This window comes from Bartonella australis AUST/NH1, from assembly GCF_000341355.1.
Classification (GTDB): domain Bacteria; phylum Pseudomonadota; class Alphaproteobacteria; order Rhizobiales; family Rhizobiaceae; genus Bartonella; species Bartonella australis.
Genome location: NC_020300.1, coordinates 611,391 through 629,638, shown reverse-complemented (window position 1 = coordinate 629,638; position 18,248 = coordinate 611,391). Strand labels below are relative to the sequence as shown.

The following is an 18,248-nucleotide window of genomic DNA, read 5'->3' as shown; positions in this document are numbered from 1 at the left end:
TATCCACTTTAGTTTTTCTTAAAATAGCCTTCATCACCGCTGCACGCGGTTATATACAACACTTAAAAATGGCTTACATCAACATTGCCAGAGGATTTTCAATTAACTGCTTAAAAACTCGAGCAAGCTCCGCCGCTAAAGCGCCATCAACAGCGCGATGATCAACCGAAAGTGTGACAGACATAACCGTCGCAATTGTTAATGCATCATTCTTAACAATAGCACGTCGTTCACCTGCGCCGATTGCAAAAATTGTTGCCTGCGGCGGATTAATAATGGCAGAAAAATTTTTCACGCCATACATACCCATATTAGATACCGCCGTCGTGCCCCCCTGATATTCTTCCATTCTTAATTTACGTTCGCGTGCGCGCTTTACTAGATCTTTCATCTCATTAGAAATGACCAATAAAGATTTTTCCTCTGCGTGGCGAATAATTGGTGTAATTAACCCACTCGGGACGGAAACAGCAACACCAACATCGCAATGTTTGTGATAAAGCATCCCATTTTCAAGCCATGATACATTGGCATTAGGTACAGCCTTTAAGGATAACGCTACAGCCTTGATAATCATATCGTTGACCGACAATTTATGAGGGGGATTGATATTTTCCTGCGTCTTCATCACCGCTGCAGTGGCATTAAGCTGTGCGCGCAACTCCAATAAGCTGTCTAACTCACAATCCACAGTCACATAAAAATGCGGCACCGTTTGTTTTGATTCAAGCAAACGCTTAGCGATTGTTTTTCGCGTATTATCGTGAGGCGAGAATTCGTATTCCGCCTCTTTAAATAATTTCATAATCCGTTCATCGGAAGAATCTACGGCTCCTAACTGATTAATTTGCGGCGCACGAAGCTCTCTGAGAACACCGCTACTCACAGCTTTTTCTACATCACGTTTAATAATACGTCCATGAGGGCCCGTTCCAGAAATAAGAGATAAATCGAGACCTGCTTGAGCTGCTAATCGTCTTGCTAAAGGAGATGAAAAAAAACATCTATTCTCTTTATCTATCTGCGCTAATTTTCGGTCCGGCGATGCGAGGGAAACTGGTATATTTTCTGACTCTTTCTGCTTTTCAATTGCTGGTATTTCGACCATAAGTGGAGAAGCGCTTTCTCCTGCCACAGTTTTTGCAGCTTCAGCTAAATCTTCATCTTCTTCTGCTAAGACTGCAATTAAACTATTAACCTTCACTCCCTGCGTTCCAGCAGGCACAACGATTTTAGCAACTATCCCTTCATCGATAGCTTCCACCTCCATCGTCGCTTTATCTGTTTCAATCTCAGCAATAACATCACCTGATGAAACTTTGTCACCTTCCTTAATATTCCATTTTGACAAATTTCCTTCTTCCATTGTGGGAGAAAGCGCAGGCATCGTAATCTTAATAGGCATATCGCTTTCCTCCACTATATTTTATAAGTTATCGCCTTAGCAGCTTCTACAATTTCGGAAATATTCGGCAAAGCTAATTTTTCAAGATTAGCAGCGTAAGGCATGGGAACGTCTTTACCGGCAATCGTAGCGACTGGCGCGTCAAGATAATCAAAAACCTGCTGCATAACACGCGTCGCTATTTCAGTACCGACAGATGACTGAGGATACCCCTCTTCAATTGTTATCAAGCGCCCAGTTTTTTTAACTGAGGTGAAAATCGTTGGCAAATCCATAGGGCGAATAGTACGTAGATCAATTAATTCAACATCAATACCAAGTTTTTCAATCTCTGGTAACGCTTGAACCGCGTAATGCATTCCGATGCCGCATGCAACAATTGTTAAATCCTGACCAGATTTATGAATACGTGCTTTACCGATAGGCAGCACAAAATCATCCATTTCCGGAACTTCAAATTGATGACCGTAAAGAATCTCGTTTTCAAGAAAAATAACAGGATTATCATCACGAATAGCAGCCTTCAAAAGACCTTTTGCGTCCGCAGCATTATAAGGCATAACAACCTTGAGACCAGGCACATGACCATACCATGCAGCATAACACTGCGAATGCTGAGCACCAACACGCGCAGCAGCACCATTAGGGCCACGAAAAACTATGGGTGTAGACATCTGCCCACCAGACATATAACGGGTTTTCGCTGCCGAATTTATAATTTGATCTATCGCTTGCATAGCGAAATTAAATGTCATGAACTCAACAATGGGGCGTAATCCCCCGAATGCAGCACCAACACCTAACCCTGAAAAACCGTGCTCTGTAATTGGCGTATCAATAACTCTGCGCGCACCAAATTCTTCTAATAACCCTTGACTAACTTTGTAAGCACCCTGATACTGCGCTACTTCTTCCCCCATTAAGAAAACAGTCTCGTCACGTCGCATTTCCTCAGCCATAGCTTGATTAAGTGCTTCACGTACAGTCATTGTAACCATTTTAGTACCCACTGGAATGTTAAAGTCAGCTGCAGTATCAAAAACAGGAGGAGCCGATACCCCCGATACCGATGAAGGAGTCCCTTGTGGCTTTGCGTGAAAATCCGGAGAATTTGCATTTTGTGAAATATCCTCCACAGTTTCACCTTCCTCCAATAACACAGCGATAATAGTATTAACCTTAACACTTTCGGTACCCTCATGCACCAAAATTTTACCAATTATGCCTTCGTCGGCGGCCTCTACTTCCATCGTCGCTTTATCAGTTTCAATTTCAGCAATCACATCACCGGAGCTGACTTTGTCGCCTTTTTTCACAAGCCATTTTAATAATTTACCCTCTTCCATTGTCGGTGAAAGCGCTGGCATTAAAATATTAATGGACATACTTTCTTCCCCTACTTTAAACTAAAATATCAGTGTAGAGCTCAGAGTCGTCCGGCTCTTGGTCGTTTTGCGCAAAATCCGCTGCATCAGCAACGATCGCGCGCACTTCTTTGTCGATGGACTTCAAATCGCCTTCACTTACCAAATCCTGTCCGATAATTCGATTTTTTACTTGGTCAATTGGATCGTGCTCTTCTTTGACTTTCTGAACTTCTTCCTTTAACCGATATTGTGCTGGATCAGACATAGAGTGACCGCGATAACGGTAAGTCTGCATGTCGAGAATAATCGGCCCTTTACCCGAGCGTGCCCAAGCAATCGCTTCATCAGAAGCTCCTTTTACGGCACGAATATCCATGCCATCAACAACAATACCGGGAATTCCGAAAGAAAGACCTCGACGGGAAAAATCAATCTCTGCAGATGCACGCGAAACCGACGTCCCCATAGCATACTGATTATTCTCAATAATATAAACGACAGGAAGATTCCAAAGCGAAGCCATATTAAAACTTTCGTAAACCTGCCCTTGATTAGCCGCACCATCGCCGAAATAAACTAACGTCACATTATCCTTACCAAGATACTGATTTGAAAACGCTAAACCTGAGCCAATTGGAACCTGCGCACCAACAATGCCGTGGCCCCCATAAAAATTCTTCTCCTTAGAAAACATATGCATAGAGCCACCTTTTCCCTTGGAAAAACCACTTTGACGCCCCATTAATTCCGCCATCACACCACGTGGATTCATGCCAGCTGCCAACATATGACCGTGATCGCGGTAAGATGTGATAATCTGATCGCCTTCTTTTGCTGCCTTTAATGTACCGGTAATGACAGCTTCCTGCCCAATATAAAGATGGCAAAACCCGCCGATAAGTCCCATACCATAAAGTTGGCCCGCTTTTTCCTCAAAGCGGCGAATCAAAAGCATGCTACGGTAAGCATCGATTTCTTCTTCTTTTGTAAAATCAGCAATTTGTGCCACCTTAATAGTATCCGATAACGTGGCGCACACCGCCGCCTCAGGATTTTTTTCAGCCCGTTTCGCCATATCAAACTCCCTTCGATGATTATTTAGAAATAACCTCTACGGACAAAAGTTACAAGCATTATAAATTAGTCTAAATCGCATCATAGGTAACTGTTTTCAAATATTTTTTTAGACTAATTTACCCCAATCAACCTCTAAGATCGTCGGGAGAAGTCAAAATTGTCAACTCATTTGGCTTAGAAAAATTTAAGTTTTTCCGCACATACTCATCTAACATATCCTTCTCAATATGCCCATCACGTAAAAGAGAAACTCGTTTTTCGATAAGCGCCCGCTCAACTTCTATCTTATGAAGCTCCTCTTTCAATTCGGCAATATGTCGATTAATCCTGCTGTGCGAATAAAGCCCATATTCACCGTGGCAAATATGATAGCCAAAATAGCTCAAAACTCCAACTGTTATAAGTGGTAATATAAAGCGTGCTCTGACGGATCTACGTTTTTGCTTTGTCCACATAATAGCATAGCCTTTTATAATACGTGGCCCCATTATACACGGATCTCATTAATACCTCATTACCTAAATAACCACCTATAGACAGCACATCACCGCTTTTAAATATTCACCGCTACAACAAAAAACTAATTTCTTCCAGATAAATATCTACCCCCCCAATCTCAGTTATATATCTAAAAGGCTTATAAGGCATAACCTGTATTGCACAATATTCCGCATCAGCGGCAGTGGAGGGAACAGGGCTACAGAAAATATAGAAAAAACATTGCGACGCCAGCCCCATTTTACCGGTCATAAAACGGTGAATACCAAGCCCATAAAAGAAAAAACGAGCAAGTGCAAGCACTAGCCTTGAAGTAAATGCATGCACTATTTTCGAGAAGTTTAACGGCTGCATTGGGTAGTAAAAAAACTAATAACACCATTTTCACGCGCAAAAGCAACGGTGCCCCCAATTTTTGGATCATATTTTCTTATCCACTCTCAAATCGCAAATTAATAGCGTTTATCATCATCACCAGGTGCCAGATAGTTCTCTGATGCTGACCGATAATTTTACCTCTCATTTTGATGATCCGATTCGTCTTCATTGCTTTAAAATTTTTATCACCTCAGTATTGATAAAATTTAAACTTAATAAGCTCGTTTAAATAACGCTGAAGCATCCCTCCCTCTGCAATAGTTATTAAGATTGCAAAAGGTTCACGTAACGAGCCGCGCGCTCCTCCGTTCTTCGATTTGAATGAGCTGATATTGATTATGCAGACAAGGTACTTTAATTTGCTTACGGCCTATTACAAAAGAACCTAAGCCGCATACCGTCACCATTCGATATTCATCGCTGAAGCAAAAACACACACCGCTTTGAAAGCCTGTAAATATACAGCAATTTATTAAGTAATTTTATTCCCACATTTATCGGTAAATTGCCCCGCCACAATGACGATAAAATCAATAATTGCCCAAGTCCCAGAAATAATTAACCCTGTGAATGATAAAGATAAAATAAGCATTAAAATACCTGTCCAAATTTTACCAACCATAAAACGATGAATACCCAAAAGGCCCGTAAAAAAACAAATAAGAGCGAGCACCGTTTTTGATTGTTGTGATTGTTGTTTCAACATTGGAAAAACAGAATTAACGACACCGTCTTCATATGCAAAATCAATGCAATCACCAACTTTCGGAGCATTTTTTCCTGCCCACTCCTGAATCATAAATTGATAGCGCTTACCATTATTATCAGACACAAAATATGTATCCTGATCCTGACCAATAATTATACCTTTCATCTTATTGTGCTCCTAACCTTTATTGTCCTAAAATTAGCTCCTACTTCATCGCCGATAAAATAGTTAAATTGGACAACCTTATTAAAATAACACTGAGATATCCCTCCCTTTGTAATAGTTATTAAGATCGCAGAAGGCCCGCATAGCGAGCCGCGCGTTCCTCCGTTCTTCAATTTGAATGAGCTGATATTGATTACGCAGACGAGGTACTTTAATTTGCTTACGGTCTATCACAACAGAACCTAAGCCGCATACTGCCACCCTTCGATATTCATCGCTGAAGCAAAAACACGCACGCTTTGAAAGCTTGTAAATCTACAGCAATTTATTAAGTGATTTTATTCCCACGTTTGTCGGTAAATTTCCCTGCCACAATGACGATAAAATCAATAATTGCCCAAATCCCAGTAATAACTAACCCTGCGACTGATAAAGATAGAATAAGCATCAAAATACCTGTCCAAATTTTACCAACCATAAAACGATGAATACCAAACACACCTGTAAACCAACAAATAAGAGCGAGCATCGCTTTTGATTGTTGTGATTGTTGTTCTAACAGCGGAAAAACAGAATTAACGACACCGCCTTCATATACAAAATCAATGATATCACCAACTTTTGGGGTATTTTTTCCCAACCAATCCCAAGTGGCAAATTGATAGCGCTTACCATCGTCACCAGACACAAGATATGTCCCCTGGTCTTGACTAATAATTGTACCTCTCATTTTAGTCACCTTTAAAATTACTCTTTACTTTAAAATAATTAAACGCGATAATCCTGTTTAGATAATACCAGAATGTGATGCCCCCTTTGCAACAATTAGTAATGTCGCAAATAACCTGCGTAACGTGCCTGTTCCCCTAACATTTCTTCAATACGAATAAGCTGATTGTATTTTGCTAATCTATCTGAACGCGCAAGCGAACCGGCTTTAATTTGTCCACAGTTCGTCGCGACCGCGAGATCTGCAATCAAAGAATCTTCCGTCTCGCCAGAACGGTGAGATATAATAGCACGATAGCCCGCTTTATGAGCTATCTCTACAGCGTCAAGTGTTTCACTTAATGTACCGATCTGATTAACTTTAATAAGGATAGAATTAGCGGCGCCAATTCTAATACCGTCACGCAAACGCGACGAATTTGTCACAAATAAATCGTCACCAACAAGCTGACATTTTTTTCCAATCGAATCTGTGAGAAGCTTCCACCCCTCCCAGTCGTCCTCAGCCATTCCATCCTCAATTGTAATAATGGGGTACACATCAATAAGATGAGCTAAATACTCTACTTGTTTTTGCACATCACGGCTCGTGCCTTCACCTTCGTATATATACGAGCCATCTCTGTAAAACTCTGTTGAAGCACAATCTAAGCCAATCGCAATCTGTTCGCCCGGTTTATACCCACACGCTATTATAGATTCTATTATAAAATCAATTACCTGCTCTGCATTTTTAAGATGAGGTGCGAAACCACCTTCATCACCAACATTGACATCGTACCCCGCATTTCGCAATTTCTTCCTCAGCGTATGAAAAACTTCAGCTCCATAGCGGACTGCCTCTTTCAGGGTAGGCGCTCCTACCGGAATAACCATAAATTCTTGAAAATCGATCGGGTTATCAGCGTGAACACCACCATTAATAATATTCATCATTGGTACAGGAAGAATATGCGCTTGCGTACCACCAATATAACGATACAGGGGCAAACCAGATGATTCTGCCGCAGCCTTTGCAACTGCCAGTGAAACACCAAGAATCGCGTTGGCACCGAGACGAGCTTTGTTGGGTGTTCCGTCTAAAGCGATCATCGCTTGATCAATTGCTATTTGATTTCTTGCGTCACGCCCACAAAGTTCTTCAAAAATTTCCCCATTAACTGCAGCAACAACTTTTTCGACGCCCTTTCCTTGGTAGCGTGTGTAGCCGTCACGAAGTTCTACAGCCTCATGCGCACCAGTCGACGCCCCGGAAGGGACCATAGCACGACCAAAAGCCCCATCCTCTAGATACACGTCAACCTCTACAGTCGGATTACCGCGGCTATCCAGTACCTCACGCCCAACAATATCTACGATTATAGTCATACAAATTTCCTCATCTAACAAAGGAATTCACCGATCTTGTTCACAAATCCAATAAGAAATAAAATATCTTTTAATGTGATATTCGATTCATTTTTTTTGACAAGCAATCAAAATCCACCAAAGTTTCAAGCAATCGTCGTAAATTATCAACTTTTATCATATTAGGTCCATCGGACGGCGCGTTATCCGGATCTTGATGTGTTTCCAAAAAAACACCCGCAACACCAACCGAGACAGCTGCACGCGCTAATGTTTCAACAAACTGACGCTGCCCACCAGACGAATTACCCTTACCGCCTGGCTCCTGAACAGAATGCGTTGCATCAAAAATAACAGGCGCACCAAATGAGCGCATAATAGGCAGCGAGCGCATATCGGAGACAAGATGATTGTAACCGAATGAAGTACCGCGCTCACAAAGCATAACATTAGGATTGCCACTTTGGGTCACCTTTTTTAAAACATTCTTCATGTCCCAAGGGGCCAAAAATTGGCCTTTTTTAATATTTACTACGCGCCCTGTTTTAGCCGCCGTCATCAAAAGGTCTGTCTGACGACATAAAAAGGCTGGTATTTGCAAAATATCCGCCACTGAAGCAGCAGCTGCACACTGCTCTTCTGTATGCACGTCGGTTAATATTGGAAAGCCGAATTCCTTCTTAAGGTCAGAAAAAACAACTATTGCTTTTTCAAGACCTATGCCGCGTGCTGCGTCTAAAGATGTTCTATTGGCTTTATCGTAACTGGATTTATAAACAAACCCAATACCAAGTTGATCAGTAATTGCTTTAATATGACCCGCCATTTCAAAAGCATGATCGCTGCTCTCCATTTGACAAGGACCCGCAATTAAAGATAGAGGCGCTTCATTTGAAAAAACGACATTCCCGACTTTGATGGTGGCATTCGGTTTAGACATTTTATTCCTCGCAGCTAAAAAAACAAATTCATAGACTAAACAAACGTGCTTTGATAGTGGCTTCAATAAAAGAAGAAAAAAGCGGATGTGGGTCAAATGGACGCGACTTTAATTCCGGGTGATATTGGACACCAATAAACCATGGATGATCCGCATATTCCACCGTTTCTGGCAAAACACCGTCCAGAGACATACCAGAAAAAATCAACCCGCATCGTTCCAGCCTATCTTTATAATGGATATTTACCTCGTAACGATGGCGGTGCCGCTCGCAAATCCTCGTCGTTCCATAAATTTTAGAAATATGGCTACCCTCTTTTAACTCAGCATCGAAAGCGCCGAGACGCATCGTTCCACCAAGATTTCCAAATGCGGCGCGTTTCTCAAGAAGATCTCCCTTGAACCACTCTGTCATTAAACCCACGACAGCATCTTTCGTTTCGCAAAATTCACTTGAAGAAGCACCTTCAATACCAGCGATGTTGCGTGCGGCTTCAATACACGCTAATTGCATTCCAAAACAGATACCAAAAAAAGGAACTTTATGCTCTCGCGCGAACTGAATCGCCCGAATTTTACCTTCTGCGCCACGTGCACCAAAAGCACCAGGGACCAAAATTCCATGAATTTCCTGTAAATGAGATGTGGGATCTTCTTTTTCAAAAAGCTCTGCTTCGATCCACTTAATATTAACCTTCACTTTATTCGCCACCCCACCATGTGCAACCGCCTCGATGAGAGATTTATAAGCATCTTTCAAGCCCGTATATTTTCCTACGATCGCGATCGTAACTTCTCCTTTAGGGTGGTGAATCCGGTGTGCGATATCTTCCCAACGGTCCATCTTTGGCTTAGGCGCTGAATCAATTCCAAAAGCAGAGAGGACTTCTGAATCTAAACCCTCTTTATGATATGCCGCGGGAACATCGTAGATTGTCGAGACATCTAATGCCTGAATAACCGCTTTCGAGCGAACATTACAAAAAAGCGATAATTTACACCGCTCTGTTTCTGGAATAGGACGATCTGCACGTACTAATAAAACGTCAGGAGAAATACCAACCGACCGCAGTTCTCTCACAGAATGTTGCGTCGGCTTTGTTTTTAATTCGCCCGCGGAAAAAATATAAGGCATTAAAGTAAGATGCACACAGACAGTGCTCTGCCTTGGCAGCTCATTACGAAGCTGGCGAATTGCTTCAAGAAAAGGCATTGCCTCAATATCACCAACCGTCCCACCTATTTCGCATAAAACAAAGTCAAACTCTTCATTTTCTGCGGTAACAAAAGACTTAATCTCATCCGTGACATGGGGAATAACCTGAACTGTTGCACCTAAATAATCACCACGCCGTTCTCGTTCAATAATGTTACGATAAATACGTCCGGTCGTAATATTATCTCGGCTATTAGCTGAGCGCCCAGTAAAACGCTCATAATGACCAAGATCAAGATCCGTTTCTGCACCATCATCTGTAACGAAAACCTCACCATGCTGGTAAGGCGACATCGTACCAGGATCAACATTCAAATAAGGATCGAGCTTACGGACTCGCACGCGATACCCGCGAGCCTGTAATAACGCAGCTAAAGCCGCCGCCGCAATGCCTTTCCCGAGAGAAGAAACCACACCGCCAGTAACAAAAACATAACGTGCCATAGGCTTATGGTGATAAGCAATTTACGCCGATTTTTCCAGCAAAAAATGCACAAAAAATAATTTTTCTTTCATAAAATAAAAGGGCGAAAAAGCATCTCTTCTGAAAATCGCATTAATCCTAAATAATTATTCGGCGTTACCATCGAGAATCCGATCTTCACTCGGTAACGGAACCGGATTTTCAGCGGAAGGAGCGGCTGACTCATTTTTCTCCTGAAATGGCGCTGGGGCACTATCAAGCTTCCCAGGAACAGAAAGTTTCCCCCCATTATCAGAAGACGAAGTAACCTTTGGAATAATCGCATTCCCTGGTTTTTGTTCTGGACCAACCGGAATACGATCGAGGATATCAGAGCTAGGATTCAACATATTCCCAACTACAACGAGCCCAATAGATATCGCGAAAAAGCAGACCGCCAAGATAGCAGTTAAACGCGTCAATAAATTCTTAGAACCACGAGCCCTCATAAAGCCTGTGCCGCTTCCGGCGCCGAGCCCGCCACCTTCCGAAGGCTGCATCAATACAACACCAACCAACGCAATAACAACTAAAAAATGTATAACAATTAATACTGTCTGCATGAACCCTGCTCTTTATAACCGCCCAGGCTATTTACACACAAATTACGTATAATCCAAGGGGTAACTATGATTCTTTTTTAAATTTACGATAAACATCGCAAATAGCCAAAAAATCAACCGCTTTTAGACTCGCTCCGCCAATCAAGGCACCATTAACATGGGGAATTTTTAGCAACTCAAATGCATTGGATGATTTCACTGACCCACCATAAAGCAAGCGCATTTTATTCCCATCGTCGCCAAAATGGGAGCTAATTTTATGACGAATAAAACTGTGTGCTCGCTCAATATCCTCCAAAGTAGGAGTCTTGCCTGTACCTATAGCCCATACAGGCTCGTAAGCAATAACTGTATTCTGCGCTGTCGCCTCATCCGGTAAAGACTCCTCAAGCTGCTGTGCAAGCACATTTAATACTCTGTCACTTTCGCGCTCTTCCAATGTTTCACCAATGCAAACAACAGCAACGAGACCTGCTTGCCACGCAGCTTTCGCTTTAGCGCAAACAACCGCGTCGCTTTCGTGATAAAATGCACGACGCTCTGAATGCCCAACAATAACATAACTTGCCCCTGCTTCTTTAAGCATAAAAGCTGAAATATCCCCGGTATAAGGACCACTATCCTTAAAATGGCAATCTTGCCCCCCTAAAAAAACCTTTCCACCACCTAGCACGTTGGATGCGCGTGATAAAAGCGTCGCGGGAACACAAACAAGCGTTTCAAATAAACAACCCGAATCACGGCCGACACCAGAAGAAATATCACGTAACTCTCTGAGAGATTCCCCTGTTCCGTTCATTTTCCAGTTCCCGGCAATCAAAGGCCGAATATTCGCAACCATACCTCCACCTCACAAGGCTATTAAACATACCCCCGCTTTAAGTATCAAATTACACAATGAAAGCAAGTCTTTGAGCTTGCATCTTATGCATCTTTATTGCATTTATTGCAAAGTTTATCACTGCTTTGACAGTAATTGCGCAAATAACGTGGAATCGAATGATGCTTGACACCCTAAGAAATACCCAAAACTCTTGGGTTACCAAGGCTTTCCTTGCTATTTTACTTTTATGCCTGCTTCTTTTATGGAATATACCCCATTTACATACGAACAATGAAAGAGACCTCGTTACTTCTGGAAAATCCACGATAACTGTCGATACTTATCGCCTCGCACTCGCCGACTATAGCTTACGCTTAGCACTTGCTTCTCACCTTGGGCGAATGTTTACACCAGACGAAATGCAGCGGTACAAAATTCCCGCTTTCGTTCTTAATCAGCTACAACAGGATGTGCTTTTTGATGAACAAGCACGCAAAATGAAAATTAACCTTTCAAAAAACGTAATAGCTCGCATCATTGGTTCTGATAATATTTTTCAGGAAAATGGAACCTTCAGTCGAAATTTATTCCTCAACTATCTTCAAAAATTACCCGTCAGCGAAAACGGACTCATCGATTATTACATTCAAAGGGAAAAACGCCATCAACTTATTTCAGCTTCGCTATCCGGTATGAAAGTGCCAAGTCTCTTTTATAAAGCACTTGCTCATTATGAAGAAGAGGCACGCACTGCGGATTATCTCGTTATCAGTCTAGAAAAAGAGGGAGCAATCGCCGATCCCGATCAAAAAACGTTGCAAAAATGGTTCGATATTAACAAAAATAAATTTCGCGCTCCAGAATATCGCGCTGTCTCTTTACTATCTATGACAGCAGCTAAATTTATAAAACCAGAAAATATCTCAGCAGATGAAGTTAAAGCCTACTACACTCAAAATCCTTCGCGTTTTATTGCACCTGAAAAACGCACAATTGAAGAATTGCGATTCTCCTCACGCGAAGCTGCAGATGAAGCAGCAAAAAAAATAACCAATGGCATGAGTTTTGATGATCTGGTTAAAGAAGAAAAAAAGACCCTCGACAGCATTAAAAAAGGCCCTTTAACAGAAAGCGAAATTCCAAGCCGTATAGCGTCTGAAGTTTTTAACCTTGAAAAAGGACAAGTGAGTCCTGTAATCAACGATATACAGGGTCCTGTCATTATTCGTGTCATCCATATTACACCTTCAGCTTCCGTCCCCTTCGAGAGTGCTGAAAAAGACATCCGCCAAGCATTAGCCCAAAGCCGCGCTGCAGCCGATATACGCGACAATTACATGAAAATCGAAAATGCCCGTTTTGAAGGTGCTTCTCTTCAAGAGCTCGCGGATCAGTATAAATTACCCCTTCACAAAATTACCATTGATAAAACAGGCAAAACCATTGAAGGTGTAGAAGTTACGAACTTACCTCAAAAAGAAGTTTTGCTGGACAGCGTCTATCAATCAAACGAAGGCGCTGAACTCGATCCACTCTCCCTTCCAGAAGGTGGGTATCTCTGGTACCAAGTGGACACAATCATCCCCTCCCACGACAGAGCACTTGAAGAAGTTAAACAAGACGCTATCACTCAATGGAAAAGCGAAAAAGTTCAACGTCTCCTCGATGAAAAATCTCAAAATGCCCTCCAAAAACTTATTGAAGGGGGAAGCCTCGATTCTCTCGCGCATAAATTAGGTACCACAAAACAAAAAACACGAGCTCTACGGCGTAAAGATTCATCAGAAATTCTCGGATCTGAAGGTGTTAAAGAGCTGTTTTCTGGTCCAACAGGCCATCGTGGTATAATAAAAGGGGCAGTAAAAACAAACCGCATCATTTATGAAATAACGGCATCGATTACGCCTCCAAATACCGCTGTACACACCTTCTCATCTGATGTCCGCGCTAATATGGACATGATAATCAAAGAAGATTTAAAACAACAGATGCTGCATGCTGCGAACAAAGAGCATCCATTGCAAATTAACGGATCTAACTATAACAGAATTTTAAACTCTCTTCAGTGAGAGAGCTTATAAATAATCTTGAGTATTCATTAAGCCAAGTTAAGATAATATAGCCATCGTTATCATGCACTGAACAGCCTACGAAGTTGCTGGAGTTGTGCGCCGCGGTGGGATGAGAATTTTAAAATTCGTAAACCAATAATATATCTTTCTAGATATCCCTCTTCAATGAAACAATGATGAAATATATGCTTTCTTAAGTACCAAAATTAGTTTTTACTTGTCTATAAATTTTAGAATTGCTTTATTATTCGCGAAGTCAATATCATATTAATTACTTAATAAATGAAATACAGGATATTTTTCACTCAAATAAGGCAGATCTAGCACTACGATAGCTTCGGAAGATTACCGCTAATTGCCGCTTTTGTTATCAGCCAATAACGATGAAGAGGCGATAAAGCTGCGCTTTCTTGAAAAACTTTTGCCCCTAGCTTCACTGCTTTTTGGAGGGATGCTGGCGTAACTGCTAGCGGAAGAAACGCCGGTCTAAGCGTTTTAGGCAAAACGATAGAACGCTTATAAAGCTTAAAATAGTGATCTCGCGATAAAGCCGCAGTAGCTTCAATAACACGATGCTTTTGTTCATTATTGATGCGATCCGCCTCTAACGCCTCCCTATCCACACCAACGGCCTTTAGCATATCAGAAGAAAAATAGCATCGATACCGTGATTGCATAAATGACAAAAGACGCAGCACACCGCTTAACGCCTGAGCGATCCCCCCATGTATACACGCATCTGTAAAATTTTGCGCAGCATCGGAATCCAATATCTGGCAAGAAAGCTGTAAAATTGCACCGGCCGTCTGACCACAATGGGATTCAAGATCTTTAATGGTTGCTATCGGGTTATTATAAAGATCAAAAATCCGTGCTTCACAATAGCGTAAAAAAGCTATTTTCGGTAAATTAAAAAAGGTAATTGTTGCTAGCAAATCACTCAAAATCGGATTGTTCTCGCTATTTTGTGCTTCGCTATTAGCGATAGAATCATACCACCAGCGTAACCGCATCTCGCCGATAAGCGGATCGCGCACGCTTTCGCGAATACGAGCAATTTCCGCGTTAAAAACATAAAGAGCGGCTAAAGCCCTACGTTTTTTTTCAGGTGCAAACAAAACTGCCATATATCGATCACGATCTACGGCGCGTAAAATATCGAGACAGTATGTCATTTCACTGCAAACAGCAATGCAGCAACTGCACGATCTTCAGCCAAAAGAACATTGAATGTGCGCACTGCTGCTCCTGTATTCATTGTATCTGTTGCAATATGCTTTTCCCATAAAAGCGCCCGTAACTCCTCAGGCAAACGTAACAACTCAACCCCAGTACCTATCAATAAAACTTCAATCCCAGCAGATTCTTCTAAAACACGAGAAATATCATTGCGGGTAGGTACAGGATCCATCATATCAATACCGTAAATACCCGACGGAACACAAATAATAGAACCTCGATGCGACATATCAGCAAAACGAAAGCCTCCATTCCCGTAAGCATTAATAGGCGCACGCCCCGGAAAATGTGCTTCACGGATTTGAATTGCATGAGACATAATAAGCACCCTTTAGTTCGAGTGGTCAAACCGCGTTTATCTTCTAGAAAACCAGATCGAATATACAACAAATGTCCCTGAATAGATACTAATAATGATTATACAGCGATATTAATGCCCTCCACGTTAATATCGCCTATAAAAACAACTGACATAAAAAGCAGGTAGTGCTACGAAAAACTCGAGATACAGTGTGCTTCAGGTTACACCTGTTAAAAAAGAAGTTTTTTACACCCTGTTTGTATAAAAAGGATCACCATGCTCATACACACGGCCGCGATACTGCTCGGTGTAACAGCCCAAATCTCCGCTGTATTCGGCAAATTGGACAATTTCTAAAATAGAAAATATCCCCGTAAAATAAACGAAGGGACAATCTTCCTTTATCAACTCAGAGCGTATACAAAATGAAATTGCTCCATAAAACCGTCCCATCTTCTCATAAGTAAGTTTCAGAAAAATCTATAAACCAGAATTACGCTTTTGATTTATCTTCTTTCTGTGTAGCTTTGCCCTTTTTAGCAGTAGCTGCGCTTTCCTTCTTTACCGCCTTAGCTTTAGGCTTTTTGGATTCTTTTACCTTAGAATCAAATTTTGCTTTTTCTTCTAAAAACGGTTCACCTTTAACGCGAACATCGGCTAACGTCGAACGGATGACCCGAATACGCACACCATCACCAATTTCGACTTCTAACTCACCGCTCTCATCATTAACTTTCGTAATTTTTCCGATGATACCGCCGCCCGTTACGACGGTATCACCGCGACGCACAGCACTAAGCATTTCTTGCCGCTTTTTTAGTTGAGCGCGCTGCGGGCGAATAATTAAAATATACATAATTGCAAAAATTAAAATGAAAGGAACGAAAGTAATAAGCGACGTTCCATTAGCAATATCACCTGCAGCCTGAGCATAAGCGTTGGTAACCATTTTTATCTCCTATAGGTTAAAATTCAGGTATGTCTTATTCAACTAAATAAGCCTTTGATTCAGAAGAAGAAAGCTTCCTTAATACTGCACGCACTAATAATAATATTACACAGCCACGATCTGCCTGAAGGACATAAAGGCTTAAGCGCTAGAAGGCAACGGGCAAAAATTTAAAAAAAACAGATTTATTTTGTTTTTTGTATATCACCAATATTGACTCTTTAACTAATGAAAAAATAAAAAATAGTTTTTTCATCCCTCCAATTAGATCAAATAATCCCCCCTCCTCCCTCAGCTGTACTGACATTTTTTTCTTAAATAATATACAAACTTTGCCGCATTAAGCATCTTGTTCTGAATTGAAAAAATTGCATCTCGAACTTACTGATTACTTCGATTACGTCACTATAAATTTTATTTACGTAACATTCAGTGATGTAAAAATACCCAAATTAGAAATAGACAGAGGATGCTACAAAAATAGAGTCATCAGCCGGCAGCGCTCTTTTGTAGAATTCGTAGATTATAGACAGAATATCATCCGCTTAATCAATACACGCTTGGCACTCAAAAAGCTCACTTAGGCTTACCAAAAGGCGCCGCAAGACGGCGTTACTTCACTCTCCCTTTCACGGACCAATTTGAAACAATTGACAAAACGCGGCAACCTTGTAGATTAAAATAAAGTAATTATTGGTCAATTTTCTAAATATTCAGCGGGATTAACAGGGACAGAATCTTTACGTACCTCGAAATAAACACGCGGCGTCGTGACATCGCCAGAAACACCGGATTTAGCGATTTCGTCGCCCCGCCGTACACTTTGCCCCCTATTAACAACAAGTTTGCTATTATGTCCATAAATGGTAACGATGTTGTTTTCGTGGCGAATCATAACAACATTCCCAAGCTCTTTCAGGCCATCACTTGCATAGATAACAACGCCATTTTCTGCCGCTTTTACCGATGAACCTTCAGGCACAGCGATATCGATCCCCCGGCTAGTTGTCATCCCTTTTTTTTGACCATAATGGCTCAACAAACGCCCTCGTGCAGGCCAGCGCATCTTAGAAATTCCCGTTGATTGGGGAGCAACAGCACTATCTGGATCAGTCGCTGCATTTGATGAATCAGCCGTGGTTTTTGGCACAGTATGCACAAAAGAATGCTGTCCGATATTTGACTCACCAGCCTTTACAGAAGGCGCAGTTTTTAAGGGATCTTCGCGCACATATGACAGATTCTTCTTAGATTCAGCGGTAGACGTCGCTTTAGGCTGGTTTAGAGGTGCGGTCGTCGATACGCTCTGAGCGCTATTTTGAGTATTCGAAGTTGTTACTACACGTCTTTCCGGGATAATGAGCTTCTGACCAATATAAACAGCATCGTTTCTCATGCCATTTGCTAACTTCAATGCGTTAATACTGACTCCCACTTGCTGAGCGATACTTAACAATGTATCTCCGCTTTGCACGATATAAGAATTTCGCCGAAAAGCGTTGAGATCATCTGCTTCTGAGCGAGGGAGAGTCCCGAGATTTCGCGGTGGCGCGCCCATAACCCTTCCATCAGAAAGAAATACTTCTCCTGACCTTGAAGAATTATAATTATTACCTGTATCACCCCTTGAATCGATAGGCGGCAACTCACTACTTTGTATACCATCGCCTTGCAATAATACTCGCCTATCAGCAGCGGTATTTGTAATCATATCCGACCGAGAAGAAGCTTCACTATTGTAGAAGCCACCGGCAAAACGCTGTGTGCCGGAACTACAACCTGCTACCATAGTCACCATAATGAAAAAGGCTATTCCCTGGAGATCGCACCGCGAAATGCCTTCCCAATTTTTTAAATACATGATTTTGCTCATTAGCCGATGCCCAATTCACTCTATTAAATCCCGTCAACTTTATCAAATTCTATTAAATCCCGTTAATATTACCTAAGAGTTAAAATCAGATATTTTATCCGCCGACGCCTCTGTAGTAACATTAGAATGCTTAT

At 41.7% G+C, this 18,248-nt stretch carries 17 protein-coding genes; 1 reads left to right on the top strand and 16 read right to left on the bottom strand.

Going from position 1 to position 18,248, the window contains the following annotated elements; translation table 11 throughout:
- Positions 1-73: 73 nt before the first annotated feature.
- The 12 genes from BANH1_RS02645 to tpiA form a co-directional block, all read right to left on the bottom strand.
- Positions 74-1,405: a pyruvate dehydrogenase complex dihydrolipoamide acetyltransferase gene (locus BANH1_RS02645; RefSeq protein ID WP_015397889.1), complete on the bottom strand. Its 1,332-nt coding sequence runs from the start codon at positions 1,403-1,405 to the stop codon at positions 74-76.
- Positions 1,406-1,419: 14 nt separating this feature from the next.
- Positions 1,420-2,790 carry a pyruvate dehydrogenase complex E1 component subunit beta gene (locus BANH1_RS02640; protein WP_015397888.1) on the bottom strand — a complete coding sequence of 457 codons (1,371 nt, stop codon included), beginning with the start codon at positions 2,788-2,790 and terminating at the stop codon, positions 1,420-1,422.
- Positions 2,791-2,806: 16 nt separating this feature from the next.
- A complete protein-coding gene (gene pdhA / locus BANH1_RS02635; RefSeq protein ID WP_015397887.1) occupies positions 2,807-3,847 on the bottom strand; it encodes a pyruvate dehydrogenase (acetyl-transferring) E1 component subunit alpha in 1,041 nt (346 codons plus the stop codon).
- 127 nt (positions 3,848-3,974) lie between these two features.
- The gene (locus BANH1_RS02630) at positions 3,975-4,304 is read right to left on the bottom strand and encodes an FtsB family cell division protein (RefSeq protein WP_015397886.1); all 330 of its coding nucleotides are present in this window, start codon (positions 4,302-4,304) and stop codon (positions 3,975-3,977) included.
- Positions 4,305-4,416: 112 nt separating this feature from the next.
- Positions 4,417-4,650: a hypothetical protein gene (locus BANH1_RS02625; RefSeq protein WP_041582947.1), complete on the bottom strand. Its 234-nt coding sequence runs from the start codon at positions 4,648-4,650 to the stop codon at positions 4,417-4,419.
- A 547-nt stretch (positions 4,651-5,197) separates the two neighbouring features.
- A complete protein-coding gene (locus BANH1_RS02620; protein ID WP_015397885.1) occupies positions 5,198-5,599 on the bottom strand; it encodes a TM2 domain-containing protein in 402 nt (133 codons plus the stop codon).
- A gap of 328 nt (positions 5,600-5,927) precedes the next feature.
- On the bottom strand, positions 5,928-6,329 hold the full coding sequence (locus BANH1_RS02615) for a TM2 domain-containing protein (protein WP_015397884.1): 402 nt from the start codon (positions 6,327-6,329) through the stop codon (positions 5,928-5,930).
- A gap of 95 nt (positions 6,330-6,424) precedes the next feature.
- Complete coding sequence (gene eno / locus BANH1_RS02610) at positions 6,425-7,696, bottom strand: phosphopyruvate hydratase (protein ID WP_015397883.1); 1,272 nt, start codon at positions 7,694-7,696, stop codon at positions 6,425-6,427.
- A 70-nt stretch (positions 7,697-7,766) separates the two neighbouring features.
- Entirely contained in the window at positions 7,767-8,615 is an 849-nt protein-coding gene (kdsA, locus tag BANH1_RS02605) for a 3-deoxy-8-phosphooctulonate synthase (RefSeq protein WP_015397882.1), read from the bottom strand.
- A gap of 28 nt (positions 8,616-8,643) precedes the next feature.
- A complete protein-coding gene (locus tag BANH1_RS02600) occupies positions 8,644-10,275 on the bottom strand; it encodes a CTP synthase (protein WP_015397881.1) in 1,632 nt (543 codons plus the stop codon).
- A gap of 126 nt (positions 10,276-10,401) precedes the next feature.
- On the bottom strand, positions 10,402-10,857 hold the full coding sequence (secG, locus tag BANH1_RS02595; RefSeq protein ID WP_015397880.1) for a preprotein translocase subunit SecG: 456 nt from the start codon (positions 10,855-10,857) through the stop codon (positions 10,402-10,404).
- A gap of 64 nt (positions 10,858-10,921) precedes the next feature.
- Positions 10,922-11,698 (bottom strand): triose-phosphate isomerase, encoded by a 777-nt coding sequence (gene tpiA, locus BANH1_RS02590; protein ID WP_015397879.1) that lies wholly within the window; start codon positions 11,696-11,698, stop codon positions 10,922-10,924.
- Positions 11,699-11,859: 161 nt separating this feature from the next.
- Between tpiA and BANH1_RS02585 the strand changes: the two genes are divergently transcribed.
- On the top strand, positions 11,860-13,749 hold the full coding sequence (locus BANH1_RS02585; RefSeq protein WP_015397878.1) for a peptidyl-prolyl cis-trans isomerase: 1,890 nt from the start codon (positions 11,860-11,862) through the stop codon (positions 13,747-13,749).
- 329 nt (positions 13,750-14,078) lie between these two features.
- Here BANH1_RS02585 and BANH1_RS02580 read toward each other — a convergent pair whose 3' ends face one another.
- The 4 genes from BANH1_RS02580 to BANH1_RS02565 all read right to left on the bottom strand — a co-directional run bounded on the left by BANH1_RS02580 (position 14,079) and on the right by BANH1_RS02565 (position 18,102).
- Positions 14,079-14,927 carry a phytoene/squalene synthase family protein gene (locus tag BANH1_RS02580; RefSeq protein ID WP_015397877.1) on the bottom strand — a complete coding sequence of 283 codons (849 nt, stop codon included), beginning with the start codon at positions 14,925-14,927 and terminating at the stop codon, positions 14,079-14,081.
- Positions 14,924-15,310 (bottom strand): Mth938-like domain-containing protein, encoded by a 387-nt coding sequence (locus tag BANH1_RS02575; protein ID WP_015397876.1) that lies wholly within the window; start codon positions 15,308-15,310, stop codon positions 14,924-14,926. Before BANH1_RS02575 ends, BANH1_RS02580 begins: the two co-directional genes overlap by 4 nt.
- 475 nt (positions 15,311-15,785) lie before the next feature.
- Positions 15,786-16,241, bottom strand: coding sequence for a preprotein translocase subunit YajC (yajC, locus tag BANH1_RS02570; protein ID WP_015397875.1), 456 nt, complete (start codon positions 16,239-16,241; stop codon positions 15,786-15,788).
- Positions 16,242-16,938: 697 nt separating this feature from the next.
- The gene (locus BANH1_RS02565; RefSeq protein ID WP_015397874.1) at positions 16,939-18,102 is read right to left on the bottom strand and encodes a M23 family metallopeptidase; all 1,164 of its coding nucleotides are present in this window, start codon (positions 18,100-18,102) and stop codon (positions 16,939-16,941) included.
- Positions 18,103-18,248 lie beyond the last annotated feature (146 nt).

Bases quoted from the DNA above. Each gene is read 5' to 3' on its own strand.
- BANH1_RS02575 (WP_015397876.1), bottom strand. From the start codon at position 15,310: ATGTCTCATGCAATTCAAATCCGTGAAGCACATTTTCCGGGGCGTGCG.
- eno (WP_015397883.1), bottom strand. From the start codon at position 7,696: ATGACTATAATCGTAGATATTGTTGGGCGTGAGGTACTGGATAGCCGC.
- BANH1_RS02620 (WP_015397885.1), bottom strand. From the start codon at position 5,599: ATGAAAGGTATAATTATTGGTCAGGATCAGGATACATATTTTGTGTCT.
- tpiA (WP_015397879.1), bottom strand. From the start codon at position 11,698: ATGGTTGCGAATATTCGGCCTTTGATTGCCGGGAACTGGAAAATGAAC.
- BANH1_RS02565 (WP_015397874.1), bottom strand. From the start codon at position 18,102: ATGTATTTAAAAAATTGGGAAGGCATTTCGCGGTGCGATCTCCAGGGA.
- BANH1_RS02645 (WP_015397889.1), bottom strand. From the start codon at position 1,405: ATGCCTATTAAGATTACGATGCCTGCGCTTTCTCCCACAATGGAAGAA.
- BANH1_RS02615 (WP_015397884.1), bottom strand. From the start codon at position 6,329: ATGAGAGGTACAATTATTAGTCAAGACCAGGGGACATATCTTGTGTCT.
- kdsA (WP_015397882.1), bottom strand. From the start codon at position 8,615: ATGTCTAAACCGAATGCCACCATCAAAGTCGGGAATGTCGTTTTTTCA.
- BANH1_RS02580 (WP_015397877.1), bottom strand. From the start codon at position 14,927: ATGACATACTGTCTCGATATTTTACGCGCCGTAGATCGTGATCGATAT.
- BANH1_RS02585 (WP_015397878.1), top strand. From the start codon at position 11,860: ATGCTTGACACCCTAAGAAATACCCAAAACTCTTGGGTTACCAAGGCT.
- yajC (WP_015397875.1), bottom strand. From the start codon at position 16,241: ATGGTTACCAACGCTTATGCTCAGGCTGCAGGTGATATTGCTAATGGA.
- BANH1_RS02640 (WP_015397888.1), bottom strand. From the start codon at position 2,790: ATGTCCATTAATATTTTAATGCCAGCGCTTTCACCGACAATGGAAGAG.
- BANH1_RS02600 (WP_015397881.1), bottom strand. From the start codon at position 10,275: ATGGCACGTTATGTTTTTGTTACTGGCGGTGTGGTTTCTTCTCTCGGG.
- pdhA (WP_015397887.1), bottom strand. From the start codon at position 3,847: ATGGCGAAACGGGCTGAAAAAAATCCTGAGGCGGCGGTGTGCGCCACG.
- BANH1_RS02630 (WP_015397886.1), bottom strand. From the start codon at position 4,304: ATGTGGACAAAGCAAAAACGTAGATCCGTCAGAGCACGCTTTATATTA.
- secG (WP_015397880.1), bottom strand. From the start codon at position 10,857: ATGCAGACAGTATTAATTGTTATACATTTTTTAGTTGTTATTGCGTTG.